This window comes from Tersicoccus mangrovi (genome assembly GCF_036881825.1).
Classification (GTDB): Bacteria; Actinomycetota; Actinomycetes; order Actinomycetales; family Micrococcaceae; genus Tersicoccus; species Tersicoccus mangrovi.
This window is the reverse complement of record NZ_JBAJMW010000001.1, coordinates 351561-363785: the sequence shown is the minus strand read 5'-3', so window position 1 is coordinate 363785 and position 12225 is coordinate 351561. Positions and strand designations below refer to the sequence as shown.

Genomic DNA, 12225 nt, shown 5'->3' with positions numbered 1-12225 from the left:
GCCACCCGATCCGGGGCCGGACGTCATGAGCCGGCACCGCACGTCAGGAGCCGGTGCCATCATGGGGCCATGATCGAGACCCCGGATCCCGCCCAGCGCTCCATCGACCTGACCCGCGACGCCACCGGCCGCTACACCGCGCGCAACGCCGCCGGTGCGTCCGTCAGCTTCGGCCAGGCGGACGACCTGCTCTCCCCGGTGGAGCTGCTGCTGGCCGCGATCGCCGGCTGCTCCGCGATCGATGTCGACACCGTGACGTCCCGCCGCACCGAGCCGACCGAGTTCCGCGTCGAGGCGGCGGGACGGAAGATCGTCGACGAGAACGGCGGCAACCGGGTCGAGGACCTGCACCTGTCGTTCCACCTCGGGTTCGCCGCCGACGACGCCGGGCGGCAGGCCGCGGGCCTGGTCGACCGGCTCGTCGCACTCTCGCACGACAAGAACTGCACCGTCTCGCGCACCGTCGAGCACGGCACGTCGGTCGGGTTCGACGTGCAGGTGCGCGTCGGCGACGGCGAGAGCTGATCCGCCGGTGATCGCCACCCTCGACCTGCCTGCCGAACTCACCACGCCGGTCGGCCCCGTCACCCTGCGCCGGGCACGACCCGGCGATCTCGACGCCGTCATGGCACTGCTCGCCGACGACCCGGTGAGCGCGAGCCGCGGCGACCGGGCCCGGGACGCCGACCGGCCGCAGTACGCCGCGGCGCTGGCGGGCATCCTGGCCGACCCGTCCAACGACCTGCTCGTGGCCGTGACCGACGACGACGCGCCCGTCGCCACGATGCAACTCACCCTCATCCCCGGCATGGCCCGCCGCGGTGCGAGCCGCCTGCAGGTCGAGGCGGTGCGCGTCGCGAGCGCCCGCCGCTCCGGCGGCATCGGCGGCGCCCTGATGCAGTGGGTGATCGGGCCGGCGGTCGAGGCCACCGGTGCGGGACTGGTGCAGCTCACCTCCGACGCCGCGCGGGCCGACGCGCACCGGTTCTACGAGCGGCTCGGTTTCGCCGCCTCGCACGTCGGCTTCAAGTACCGGGTCGGGTGACGCGGGCCGATCCTGACGGCTCAGCCGCGCGACGGCAGCTGCTGGAGCGTCCAGGTGTTCCCGTCCGGGTCGGCGAAGGTGACGAAGCGGCCCCACGCGAGCTCCTCCACCCCCTGGGCGTCCACGCCGTGATCGCGCAGGTGCGCCAGCGCCTCGTCCACGTCGGCCACGGGGAAGAAGATCAACTCGATGCGCCAGTCCATGGTGCACTCATCCGGTTCGGCGGTGATGGACGCGAGCGTAGGGCCGCCGAGCCGGACGGAGAAGGCCGATGCGGACCGCTTCCGACCGCGGCGACGGGTCGCTGTCCCATCGCTCTTCCCCTTGCGCGCACACCGGCGTATCGTCAATTCAACAAGCGTTGAATTCCCAGCCAGGGAGGCCGCCATGTCCACCGGAACGCCCGCCGATCCGACCGCCACGCCCACCGCGGACGGCATCGTCACGGAGGCGCGCGACTGCATCGTCGTCGGCGGGGGACCGGCCGGCGTCATGCTCGCCCTGATCCTCGCCCGCGGCGGCGTCCGCGTCACCGTCCTGGAGAAGCACCGGGACTTCCTGCGCGACTTCCGCGGGGACACCGTGCACGCCTCCACCATCCGCCTCATGGACGAGCTCGGCTTCGGCGAGGCCTTCGCCGCGCTCCCGCAGGACCGGCTCGGCAACTTCGAGCTGCCGGCCGGCGACGGGACGACCGTGACGATCGCGGACTTCGGTCGCCTGGACCCGCCTTACGACTACATCGCGATGATCCCGCAGTGGGACCTGCTGGACTTCCTCGTCGAGCAGGCGACGCCCGAACGCGGCTTCGACATCCGGATGCAGGCGGAGGTCACGGGCCTGACGTCCGAGGACGGCGCCGTCACCGGCGTCGAGTACCTCGACCACGCCACCGGCACCCGGCACCGGCTCACCGCCCCGCTCACGGTGGCGTGCGACGGCCGCAGCTCCCTGCTGCGCGAGCAGGCCGGGCTCGTGCCCACCGAGTACCCCGTCCCCTTCGACACCTGGTGGTTCCGGTTGCCGCGGCACGAGGGCGAACGGCAGCACTCGGCCCTCATGCCGGTGTTCGGCGACGGCGAGCTGGCCCTCTCGCTCGTGCGCGACACGTTCTTCCAGATCGCCTACTTCCGGGAGAAGGGCGCCGACGCCGCGCTGCGCGCCGAGGGCCTCGACCGGTTCCGCGAGCGGATCGCGCACCTGCGGCCGGACCTGGCGGACCGGGTCTCCGCCATCACGTCGCTGGACGAGGTGCACCTGCTCGACGTCAAGCTCAATCGCCTGCGCCGCTGGCACCGGCCCGGTCTGCTGCTGATCGGCGACGCCGCGCACGCGATGTCACCGGCCGGCGGGGTGGGCATCAACCTCGCCGTGCAGGACGCCGTCGCTGCGGCCACCCGGCTGGCCGGCCCGCTGCGCTCCGGCACGCTGACCGAGGGCGATCTCGCCGCCGTGCAGCGGCGCCGCTACCCGCCGACCGTCATCATCCAGACCCTCCAGCGCGGGCTGCAGAAGGCGATCTTCGGGCCGGCGGTGCAGGGCAGGCGCAGCGCGCCGCCGGCCGCCCTGATCGCCCTCGTCCGCCGCGTCCCGGCGCTCTCCGCGCTCCCGGCCCGGCTGATCGCCCTCGGTCCCCGGCCCGAGCACGCCCCCGCCTTCGCCCGGCGGCCCGGCCGCACGAGCACGTCCGCCGGCGCGCCGGGGGCCGCCACGTCGGACGCCGCCGGATGACGGCAGCGGGACCGCGGCGCGGCCGGCGCGGTGGTGGACACGACACCCGGGGCCTGATCCTCGCAGCGGCCCGCCGCCGGTTCGCCGCCGACGGCTTCGACGGGGCCACCGTGCGGGCCATCGCCGCCGACGCCGGGGTGGACCCGGCCATGATCAACCACCACTTCGGCGGCAAGGAACCGCTCTTCCTCGCCGCGGTCGAGGCGCCCTTCGACCCGGCCCAGTACGTCCGCTCGGTTCGGCCCGAGGCCACCGACGGTCTCGCGGCACGGCTGCTGGCGACCCTGCTGCCCGTCTGGGACTCCCCGGCGGGCGCGGCCGCCGTCGGGCTCTTCCGCTCCGGCCTGCACCGGGACTGGGGCGTCGCCCTGCTGCGTCAGTTCATCCAGCGCCGTGCGCTCACGCCCATCGTCGAACACCTGCCCGGCGACGACGCCGAGCGGGCCCTGCGGGCGTCGCTGGTCGCGAGCCAGATCGCGGGCCTCATCCTCACCCGGTACGTGGTCAAGCTCGAGCCCATCGCCTCGATGCCGCACGAGCAGATCGTCGCCCTCATCGCGCCGAACCTGCAGCGCTACCTCACCGGCCCGCTGCCCTGACGGGCGTGGACGACTCCGGCGTGAACGTCCACGGGTGGCGGGGGAGCGCGGCCGGGTCGAACGCGGCGAGCAGGCCGGCGGCGGTCCGCACGCCGGGCAGGTCCAGCGAGTCGGCGATCATCCCGACGACGTCGGCCACCGAGGAGCCCGCCGCGACGAGGTCCCGGAGCGTCACCGCGCCGTCGCGCTTGGCCAGCCGCGCCCCGGTCGGGCCGAGGACCAGCGGCACGTGCGCGTACGTGGGCGGCGTCAGCCCGAGCACCGTCGCCAGGTACGCCTGCCGCGGGGCGGAGGAGAGCAGGTCGTCGCCCCGCACCACCTGGTCGATGCCCAGTTCGCCGTCGTCGAGCACGACGGCGAAGTTGTAGGCGACCGTCCCGTCGTTGCGCACGAGCACGAGGTCGTCGACCGGCCCGGTCCAGTGCCCGGCGATGACGTCGTGGACGGTGAAGGCATCCACCGCCGCGCGCAGCCGCAGGGCCGGGGGCCGGCCGCTCGCCCGCCGGGTCGCCCGCTCGGCGTCGTCGAGGTTCCGGCAGGTGCCGGGGTAGGCCCCGGGCGCCGCGTGCGGGGCCGACGCCGCCTCGGCGATCTCCCGGCGGGTGCAGAAGCACTCATACACGAGCCCCCGCTCGCGCAGGGTGTGCAGGGCCTCCTCGTAGAGGGTGCCGCGCGCGGACTGGACGACGACGTCGCCGTCCCAGTCGGTACCGATCGCCGCCAGGTCCGCCAGCTGTCGCTCCGCCGAGCCGGACCGGGCCCGGTCCAGGTCCTCGACCCGCAGGAGAAACGCCCGCCCGGTGGCGCGCGCGAAGGCCCACGCCAGCAGCGCCGTCCGCAGGTTGCCGACGTGCAGGTCCCCGGTCGGGGACGGGGCGTAGCGGCCGGCGGGACTCACCCGTTCACCCTACTGAGGCCGCAGCGCGACCTCGATCACGGTCCGGGACCAGGAGAACCCCTCTATCCGGGCGCGATCGGGCGTCCCTACGATCGAGCCACCGATGCGTCATGCACGGGGCGTGACGCCGGAATCGGCGGCCGTTGGGGGCCGTCGGAGGAGGTAGTCATGAGAAGGACGCGATCGGCCGTCGCCGCCGTGGCGCTGGCCGGTTCGTTGCTGGTGGTCCCGTCGACGGCGACGGCGGCCACGACGACGGCGGCACCCTGGTGCGGGATCACCTGGGGATCGACGCCGAAGGGAACCCTGCCGTGGACGGCGGCCAGCCTGACGGGCGTGCGCGCCGGCCAGCACGACTGCTACGACCGGCTGGTGGTCGACGTGCGGGGCTCCACCGTGGGCTTCCGCGTGCAGTACGTGAGCCAGGTGCTCCGGCAGGGCTCCGGGCAGCCGCTCGCCCTGCGCGGCGGCGCCTCCCTGGACGTCACGATCAACGCGGCCGGCACCAGCCCGGCGCTGAACAGCTCCGAGATGGTGAACGTCAGCGGGTACCAGACGCTGCGTCAGGTGGCCTGGGGCGGCAGCTTCGAGGGGCAGTCGACCGTCGGCGTCGGCGTCCGGGCGCGGCTGCCCATGCGGGCGTTCGTGCTCACCGACGGGACCACGAGCCGGCTCGTGGTCGACGTCGCCCACCGGTGGTGAGCGCATCCCTGTCCGATCGAGAAGAGGAACGACGAGGGGTGTCGCGGCTCGACGCCGCGGCACCTCCCGTGTGTCCGGCCTTCACCGCGGCGCCCCTAGGCTGGACCGATGGACAACCGCCTGGACACCCGCCCGCACGTGCTCATCACCGGCGGCACCCGTGGCATCGGCCGCGCGGTCGCCGACGAACTCGCCGCCACCCACCACCTGCTGATCGGCGGCCGGGACCGTGACGCGGTCGACGCCGTCGTCGCGTCGTATCCCTCCGCCGAGCCGTTCGTCGCGGACCTGACCTCGGAGGACGACGTCGCCGCGGCCGCCCCGGGTGTCGACCGGCTCGACGCCCTCGTCCACTCGGCGGGCATCACGGCGATGGGCACCGTCGAGGACCTGGCCCGGGCGACGTGGCGTGAGGTGTTCGAGGTCAACGTCGTCGCCGTGGCGGATCTGACCGCCCGGTTGCTTCCCGCCCTGCGCCGGGCCCACGGCCAGGTGGTGCTCATCAACTCCGGGTCCGGGTTCTTCACGAGTCCGGGCAACAGCGTCTACAGCGCCAGCAAGTTCGCGCTCCGGGCCTTCTCCGACACGCTGCGCGAGGAGGAACGGGAGCACGGCGTCCGCGTCACCTCGATCCACCCCGGCAAGGTGGACACGGACATGCAGCGCCAGATCGTCGACCACCAGGGCGGCGACTACCGGGCCGACTCCTACCTCACGCCCGAGTCCGTGGCCCGGGCCGTGGTCTTCGCGCTCTCGGCCACCCCCGAGGCACAGGTCGAGTCGCTCAACGTGCGCCCGATGGGCCGGTAGCCGGCACCGACCAGAAGGCACCGCCGCGCCCGCGCAGGCGCGCGTAGAGTGGAATCGATGGCCGGACGCGACGACTTCTCCCTGCGCAGATTCGTCATTCCCGTGTTCGGCCCCTCGGTCCTCTTCGCCGTCGGCGAGGGCGCCATCCTCCCGCTGGTGCCGCTGACGGCGCGCGACCTCGGCGGGTCCGTCGCGGTCGCCGCGCTCATCGTCACCCTGATCGGCGTCGGGTCGCTGCTGTCCAACATCCCCGCCTCGATCGTCACCGCCCGCATCGGGGAGCGGTGGGCCATCGTCTCCGCCGCCGTCCTGTGCGCGGTCGGGATGCTGCTGGCGCTGCTCGCGCCGAACCTCGCCGTCCTCGCTGTCGCCGTCTTCCTCATCGGCTGCTCCGGCGCCGTCTTCAACCTCGCGCGCCAGCTGTACCTGACCGTCATGGTCGAGCCGCGGTACCGGGCCCGCGCCCTGTCCAGCCTCGGCGGGTCGATGCGGATCGGCCTGTTCATCGGCCCGTTCATCGGTGCCGGCGTCATCCGGCTGTCCGGGCTCGGCGGGGCCTACCTCGTGGGCGTCGTCGCCCTCGTCGTCGCCGGCGCCATCGCCCTGTCGATGCCGGACCCGTCCGTGTCGTCCCAGCCCGACCGGTCGCTGCCGGTGGTCACGACCGACGAGGTGGCCGGCGGCACCGCGTCGGCGGGCCCGCGCGCGGACCAGCCCGAGCGGTCCCCGGTGACGATCCGGTCGGTGCTGCGCAGCCACGCCCGGATCTACGCCACGATCGGGGTGGCCGTCGTCTTCGTCTCCGCGATCCGGCAGGCGCGCCAGGTCGTCATCCCGCTGTGGGCGGAGAGCCTCGGCCTCGATCCGTCCGCCACGTCGCTGGTCTACGGCATCTCCGGGGCCGTCGACATGCTCGTCTTCTACCCGGCCGGCAAGCTCATGGACACCCGCGGGCGGCTCGCGGTGGCCGCGCCCAGCATGCTCGTCATGGGGGTGGCCCTGCTGCTCTGCCCGCTGACGACGACGACCGTCCCGTTCCTGCTCGTCGCCGTGATGCTCGGATTCGGCAACGGCATCGGCTCCGGGCTGGTGATGACCCTCGGCGCCGACTACTCTCCGCCGGACGGGCGCGTGCAGTTCCTCGGCGTGTGGCGGTTCATGGCGGACGCGGGGTCGACCGCGGGACCACTGCTGCTCTCCGCCGTCACGGACGCGGTCTCCCTCGCCGCCGGCGTGGCCGTCACGGGTGTGCTCGGCCTGATCGCCGCGGCCCTCTTCGTGATCCTGCTGCCGCGGATCAGGCCCGCCCGGGGATGACGGCGGGCAGCGCCCCGACCCGGTAGAACGCGGCGGCGTTGCCCCACCGCACCGCGTCCCGGTGCTCGCCCGCCGCGTCCGCCAGCAGGTCGAGGTCAGCGTCCGCGAACGGGCGCCGGGCCCGCGTCGACGGAAGGTCGGTGCCGGCCAACAGCGCCGTCGGGTCGACCTCCAGGATCGCCGCGATCGTCTCCGCCGGATCCAGGTCCACACGGCCGAATCCGGTGGCCTTGACCCGGGCGCCGTGCTCGACGGCGGCCAGCAGGTGGGGCAGGCCGTCCCGGTGCAGGCCGAAGTGGTCGATGCTCACGGCGGGCAGGCGCCGCAGGACGGGCAGCAGGTCGGGCAGGTCCCGGGCGTCGATGTACAGTTCGGCGTGCCAGCCGGCGACGTCGTGCACGCGCCGCGCCAGTGACTCGAGCGTCTCGAGCGCGGCCGACCCGCCGCGACGGACGTTGAACCGCATTGCCCGCACCCCGGCCGCGTCCAGCCGGGTGATCTCCGCGTCGGTGACGGTCGCGGGAAGCTGGGTGACGCCGACGAAACCGGGCCCGAGCCGGGCCAGCGCGTCGAGCAGGTAGGTCTGGTCGAAGCCCTGGAAGGATCCGGAGACCACGGCGCCGCCGCGAACGTCGAGCGACGCCACGCGGGTGCGGTAGGCGTCCACCGGGAACGGCTCGGGCACGAACCCGTCGTTGGGGATCAGCGGAAAGGCCGGATCGACGATGTGCAGGTGGGCGTCGAACAGCGGTGCGCGCGCCGCCGGAGCGCTCAGGGGAGCACCGTTCGCCGGCCGAGGACGAGGGTCAGGGCGGCGAAGAGCGCGCACGCCGCGGACGTCTCGAACAGCAAACCCGCCCACAGGTTGCCGCCGGTGCCGGCGATCGAGGCCGGGATCACCCCGGTGTAGAGCAGCCCGGACACGCACAGGGCGACGACGGCGATCCCGAACAGCACGAGCCCGGCGAGCCGTGCCTGCTCGGCGACGGCGCGGTTGCGGGCGGCGCCGCCGGTGGCCCGGCCGCGCCGGCGGGTGGCCCGCGGGTCGGTGAACGCGGCGGCCGCGAACGTCCACGCCCCGACCACGGCCATCGCGGCGACCGTGTCCGAGGGCCGGTGCCAGTAGCTGATCAGGGTCGAGCCGGCCACGGACATCGTGAAGGCGGCGCCGGCCACCCCGAACACGGGCCGCCACTCGCGGGGGACGGCGAGCAGCAGCGCCGCCGCGGCGGCAGCGGCAGCGGTCGTGTGGCCGGACGGCAGGGAGTTCAGGGTTAGGGTGTCCAGCCCGAGATCCGGACGCTCGAACACGGCGTACTTGAGGAACTGGGTGGTCAGTGTGGACCCGGCGATCGTCACCAGGACCGCGATCAGCACCGCCCACCGGCGCCGGACCACGGCGATGACGACGGCGATGGCCATCAGCACCCCCGCGATGAGGAACCACGGCAGCGTCTGGAGCCACACCGCGATCGGGTCGTCGGCGGTGTGCAGCTTCTGCGCGCTCGTCAGGGGCGCCTCGTCGAGCTGCTGGCCGAGGACCGTGCGGACGAAGAACGCGTAGACCGCGAAGACGGCGGCGGCGCACAGGCCCGCTCCGGTCCACAGGACGGCGACGGGCAGGGGACGGGCGGCCGTCCGGCGGCTGCCGGCACGGCCACGGCTGCGGGTCAGTTCGGACAGGCTCATCGGCCCCATTCTCCCATCCGTGTCGCGGCCCCGGCCACCGCGAGCCTGACCGTTGAGGCGGGATTCCCGGTGGATACGCTGAACCGATGAGCGATGCAGCACAGCCCGACGACGTCACTCTGCCTCCCGTGCGGTCGGCCGACCTCCCGCCCCTGGCGGACCTGCAGGACGTCGCCCGCGTCGTCAGCGTCCCGATGCGGGTCCGGTTCCGGGCCACCGAGACGCGGGAGGTGCTGCTCCTGCGCGGGCCGGCCGGGTGGGGCGAGTTCGGGCCGTTCCCCGAGTACGACGACGCCGAGGCGGCCGCGTGGCTCGCCGCCGGGATCGAGGCCGCCTGGACGGGGTACCCGGCGCCGGTGCGCGACCGGATCCCGGTCAACGCCACCGTCCCCGCGGTCGGCGCCGACCGGGTCCCCGAGGTGCTCGCCGGCTTCGGGCCCGTCGGGACGGTCAAGATCAAGGTCGCCGAGCGCGGGCAGAGCCTGGACGACGACGTCGCCCGGGTCGCCGCGGTGCGCACGGCGCTGCCCGACGCGGACCTGCGGGTGGATGCCAACGCGGGCTGGTCGCACGAGGCCGCGGTCGAGGCGCTGACCGCGCTCGGCCCGGTGCACCTGCAGTACGCCGAGCAGCCCGTGGACGGCATCGACGGGCTGGCCCGCCTGCGGGAGGCGCTGCGGGAGCGCGGCGTCGACACCCCGATCGCGGCCGACGAGAGCGTGCGCCGGGCCGACGACCCGCTGCGGGTCGCTCGCGCGCGGGCCGCCGACCTCATCGTCGTCAAGGCCGCCCCGCTCGGCGGGGTGCGCCGCGCGCTCGCCGTCGTCGCCGCCGCGGGCCTGCCCGCCGTCGTCTCGAGCGCGCTCGACACGAGCGTCGGCATCCGGGGCGGGGTCGCTCTGGCCGCGGCCCTGCCGGACCTGCCGTACGCGTGCGGGCTCGGGACGGTGGCCCTGATGGCCGACGACGTCGTCACCGACTCCCTCCGGCCCGTCGACGGGTACCTCGACGTGTGCGACGTCGTGCCCGACCCCGACCGGCTGGACGCGCTCGCCGCGTCGCCGGAACGCGAACGGTGGTGGCGGGACCGCCTCGCTCGCGTGTACGCCGTGCTGGCCGCCAGGGTCTGACGCTGAGGGCACCACCCGGCCACCGCGTGTTCACCGTGCGGTCACCCGGGCGTCGCGCCGCGCTGACCGCCCTCTGGCAGTGTCACGATCCGGGGCCATCACACGCACGAGCCGATGAGGGAACGATGAACGAGACCACGCGCGCACCGCTGTCGCTCCTGCCCATGTCCGGGCACACCAAGGGCAAACGCAGTCCGGTGACCTGCCACTTCAAGTGCGGCAACGCCTGCCTGGGCGAGACCTGCAACACCACGGACAACGAGTACTTCCGCGACGTCGCTGCCGCGGCGCTCAGCCGGCGCAACGTGCTCGGCCTCGGGGCGGCCGGCGCGGTCCTGATCGCCGCCGGAGCCACCGCCGCCCCCGCGGCCGCGGCGCCGGTCTCGTCCGCCCTCCCCACCGGCCACGGGCATGGCCACGGGGACGCCGGACGGCTGCCGTTCACCCCGATCACCCCGGTGGACAGGACGGTCGACGCGTTGACCGTCCCCGCCGGCTACACCTGGTCGCCGATCATCCGTTGGGGCGACCCACTCTTCGCCGACAGCCCCGCGTTCGACCTGCAGCACCAGACCGCGGCCGCCCAGAAGCGGCAGTTCGGCTACAACAACGACTACACGGACATCCTGGTCGACCACGGGAACGGCCGGACCGGCCTGCTCGTCTGCAACCAGGAGTACGTCAACCCGGGCATCATGTTCCCGGCCACCTCGGACCCGGCCCAGCAGGCCACCAACCGGGCGGTCGCCCGCGCCGCGCACGGCATGTCCGTCGTCGAGCTGACCCGGCGCCGCAAGGGCCGGCCCTGGGACTACACCGTCGGCGGCCGCCGCAACCGCCGCATCGACGCCGACACCACCTTCGCGTTCGACGGTCCCGCCGCCGGCTCCGCGCTGTTGCGCACCGTCGAGCACGCCGACGGCACCACGACCCGCGGCACCATCGGCAACTGTTCCGGCGGCACGACGCCTTGGGGCACCGTGCTCTCCGGCGAGGAGAACTTCAACGGTTATTTCCGCACCCCGGGCACGAGCGCCGAGGACAAGCGGTACGGGCTGAAGGACGCGCCGAGCACGTACGGCTGGGAGGCCGACGAGCAGCGCTGGGACACCCGCAATACCGGGTACGAGAACGCGTCGAACCACTTCGGCTGGATCGTCGAGATCGACCCGCAGAACCCGACGTCCACGCCCGTCAAGCACACCGCGATGGGCCGGTTCAAGCACGAGGGCGCCAACGTGCGGGTGGACGGCGAGGGCCGCGTCGTGGCCTACATGGGCGACGACGAGAAGTTCGACTACCTGTACAAGTTCGTCTCCCGCCGCCGGGTCTCGAAGAACCGCGCCGAGAACCTGACGCTCCTCTCCGAGGGCGACCTGTTCGTCGCGAAGTTCCGGGGCGACAGCGCCGCGAGCGAGATCGACGGCACCGGGAAGCTCCCGACCGACGGCGCCTTCGACGGCAGCGGCATGTGGTTGCCGCTCGTCGTCGGCGGCCGGTCCATGGTCAGCGGCATGAGCGTCGAGGAGGTGCTCGTCCACACGCGCCTCGCGGCCGACCAGGTGGGCGCGACGAAGATGGACCGCTGCGAGGACGTCCAGCCGAGCCTGATGACCGGCAGGGTGTACGTCGCCTGCACCAACAACAGCGACCGCGGCGCGGCGGGCAAGGCCGGCCCCGACGAGGCCAACCCGCGCACGGCCAACCGGGACGGGCACATCGTCGAGATCAGCGACACCGGGAACCGGGCCGCCGCCACCACCTTCCGGTGGAACCTGCTGCTGGTCTGCGGCGATCCCGCGAAGAACGCCGCCACGTATTTCGCGGGCTTCCCGAAGGACAAGGTCTCGCCGATCTCCTGCCCCGACAACGTCGCGTTCGACTCGGTCGGCAACCTGTGGATCTCCACCGACGGGGCGCCGTCGACCATCGGGTACAACGACGGGCTGTTCAAGGTCACCATCGAGGGCCGCGATCGGGGCCGCGTCCAGCAGTTCCTCTCGGTGCCCACCGAGGCAGAGACCTGCGGGCCCGTCATCCACGACCGGGACGGCATGGTCTACGTCGCCGTGCAGCACCCGGGCGAGGAGGGCACGTTCGCCGATCAGCACTCGCTCTTCCCGGACTACGTCCGCCCGGGAACGACGCCGCGCGCCGGCCAGGTCGCCGCGCCGCGCCCGTCGGTGGTGCAGGTGCACCGGCGCTGAGCCACCCCGGCCGGGGCGTGAACGAACGGCACGCCCCGGATGACGCCGCCCAGCGGCGTCCACCGACCCGGCCGGCCGATGCGTCCGGCCGGGTCGG

The 12225-nt window shown here is 73.9% G+C and carries 13 protein-coding genes; 9 read left to right on the top strand and 4 right to left on the bottom strand.

Annotated elements, in window-relative coordinates; all coding sequences use genetic code 11:
- Window positions 1-69 precede the first annotated feature (69 nt).
- Together V6N00_RS01800 and V6N00_RS01795 are read left to right on the top strand one after the other, a co-directional pair.
- Window positions 70-525: an OsmC family protein gene (locus tag V6N00_RS01800; protein WP_334230350.1), complete on the top strand. Its 456-nt coding sequence runs from the start codon at window positions 70-72 to the stop codon at window positions 523-525.
- A gap of 7 nt (window positions 526-532) precedes the next feature.
- The gene (locus V6N00_RS01795) at window positions 533-1045 is read left to right on the top strand and encodes a GNAT family N-acetyltransferase (RefSeq protein ID WP_334230349.1); all 513 of its coding nucleotides are present in this window, start codon (window positions 533-535) and stop codon (window positions 1043-1045) included.
- A 20-nt stretch (window positions 1046-1065) separates the two neighbouring features.
- On the opposite strand, the gene V6N00_RS01790 is transcribed toward V6N00_RS01795, so the two are convergent.
- On the bottom strand, window positions 1066-1248 hold the full coding sequence (locus tag V6N00_RS01790; protein ID WP_416385006.1) for a VOC family protein: 183 nt from the start codon (window positions 1246-1248) through the stop codon (window positions 1066-1068).
- A 184-nt stretch (window positions 1249-1432) separates the two neighbouring features.
- On the opposite strand from V6N00_RS01790, the gene V6N00_RS01785 reads away from it, so the two are divergent.
- Both V6N00_RS01785 and V6N00_RS01780 read left to right on the top strand, forming a co-directional pair.
- Window positions 1433-2776: an FAD-dependent oxidoreductase gene (locus V6N00_RS01785; RefSeq protein WP_334230348.1), complete on the top strand. Its 1344-nt coding sequence runs from the start codon at window positions 1433-1435 to the stop codon at window positions 2774-2776.
- Window positions 2773-3375 carry a TetR/AcrR family transcriptional regulator gene (locus V6N00_RS01780; RefSeq protein ID WP_334230347.1) on the top strand — a complete coding sequence of 201 codons (603 nt, stop codon included), beginning with the start codon at window positions 2773-2775 and terminating at the stop codon, window positions 3373-3375. The genes V6N00_RS01785 and V6N00_RS01780 overlap by 4 nt, the downstream gene beginning before the upstream one ends.
- On the opposite strand, the gene gluQRS is transcribed toward V6N00_RS01780, so the two are convergent.
- A complete protein-coding gene (gene gluQRS, locus V6N00_RS01775; RefSeq protein WP_334230346.1) occupies window positions 3356-4273 on the bottom strand; it encodes a tRNA glutamyl-Q(34) synthetase GluQRS in 918 nt (305 codons plus the stop codon). The two genes, V6N00_RS01780 and gluQRS, sit on opposite strands and share 20 nt — an antisense overlap.
- A gap of 168 nt (window positions 4274-4441) precedes the next feature.
- Here gluQRS and V6N00_RS01770 point away from each other — a divergent pair, with 168 nt between their 5' ends.
- From V6N00_RS01770 to V6N00_RS01760, 3 genes are all read left to right on the top strand, one after another.
- Window positions 4442-4975 carry an AMIN-like domain-containing (lipo)protein gene (locus V6N00_RS01770; protein ID WP_334230345.1) on the top strand — a complete coding sequence of 178 codons (534 nt, stop codon included), beginning with the start codon at window positions 4442-4444 and terminating at the stop codon, window positions 4973-4975.
- A gap of 108 nt (window positions 4976-5083) precedes the next feature.
- Entirely contained in the window at window positions 5084-5785 is a 702-nt protein-coding gene (locus V6N00_RS01765) for an SDR family oxidoreductase (RefSeq protein ID WP_334230344.1), read from the top strand.
- Between the two features lie 57 nt (window positions 5786-5842).
- Entirely contained in the window at window positions 5843-7102 is a 1260-nt protein-coding gene (locus tag V6N00_RS01760) for an MFS transporter (RefSeq protein ID WP_334230343.1), read from the top strand.
- On the opposite strand, the gene V6N00_RS01755 is transcribed toward V6N00_RS01760, so the two are convergent.
- Window positions 7083-7787: an amidohydrolase family protein gene (locus V6N00_RS01755; protein ID WP_334230342.1), complete on the bottom strand. Its 705-nt coding sequence runs from the start codon at window positions 7785-7787 to the stop codon at window positions 7083-7085. The two genes, V6N00_RS01760 and V6N00_RS01755, sit on opposite strands and share 20 nt — an antisense overlap.
- A gap of 86 nt (window positions 7788-7873) precedes the next feature.
- Window positions 7874-8791, bottom strand: a complete 918-nt coding sequence (locus V6N00_RS01750) for a phosphatase PAP2 family protein (RefSeq protein WP_334230341.1) — start codon at window positions 8789-8791, stop codon at window positions 7874-7876.
- Between the two features lie 86 nt (window positions 8792-8877).
- On the opposite strand from V6N00_RS01750, the gene V6N00_RS01745 reads away from it, so the two are divergent.
- Both V6N00_RS01745 and V6N00_RS01740 read left to right on the top strand, forming a co-directional pair.
- On the top strand, window positions 8878-9921 hold the full coding sequence (locus V6N00_RS01745; protein WP_334230340.1) for an o-succinylbenzoate synthase: 1044 nt from the start codon (window positions 8878-8880) through the stop codon (window positions 9919-9921).
- A gap of 125 nt (window positions 9922-10046) precedes the next feature.
- Window positions 10047-12128, top strand: a complete 2082-nt coding sequence (locus tag V6N00_RS01740) for a PhoX family protein (RefSeq protein WP_334230339.1) — start codon at window positions 10047-10049, stop codon at window positions 12126-12128.
- The last annotated feature ends 97 nt before the right edge of the window (window positions 12129-12225 follow it).

Coding starts and splice junctions, on each gene's coding strand:
- V6N00_RS01745 (WP_334230340.1), top strand. CDS start 8,878: ATGAGCGATGCAGCACAGCCCGACGACGTCACTCTGCCTCCCGTGCGG.
- V6N00_RS01760 (WP_334230343.1), top strand. CDS start 5,843: ATGGCCGGACGCGACGACTTCTCCCTGCGCAGATTCGTCATTCCCGTG.
- V6N00_RS01785 (WP_334230348.1), top strand. CDS start 1,433: ATGTCCACCGGAACGCCCGCCGATCCGACCGCCACGCCCACCGCGGAC.
- V6N00_RS01765 (WP_334230344.1), top strand. CDS start 5,084: ATGGACAACCGCCTGGACACCCGCCCGCACGTGCTCATCACCGGCGGC.
- V6N00_RS01750 (WP_334230341.1), bottom strand. CDS start 8,791: ATGAGCCTGTCCGAACTGACCCGCAGCCGTGGCCGTGCCGGCAGCCGC.
- V6N00_RS01800 (WP_334230350.1), top strand. CDS start 70: ATGATCGAGACCCCGGATCCCGCCCAGCGCTCCATCGACCTGACCCGC.
- V6N00_RS01780 (WP_334230347.1), top strand. CDS start 2,773: ATGACGGCAGCGGGACCGCGGCGCGGCCGGCGCGGTGGTGGACACGAC.
- V6N00_RS01740 (WP_334230339.1), top strand. CDS start 10,047: ATGAACGAGACCACGCGCGCACCGCTGTCGCTCCTGCCCATGTCCGGG.
- V6N00_RS01770 (WP_334230345.1), top strand. CDS start 4,442: ATGAGAAGGACGCGATCGGCCGTCGCCGCCGTGGCGCTGGCCGGTTCG.
- V6N00_RS01790 (WP_416385006.1), bottom strand. CDS start 1,248: ATGGACTGGCGCATCGAGTTGATCTTCTTCCCCGTGGCCGACGTGGAC.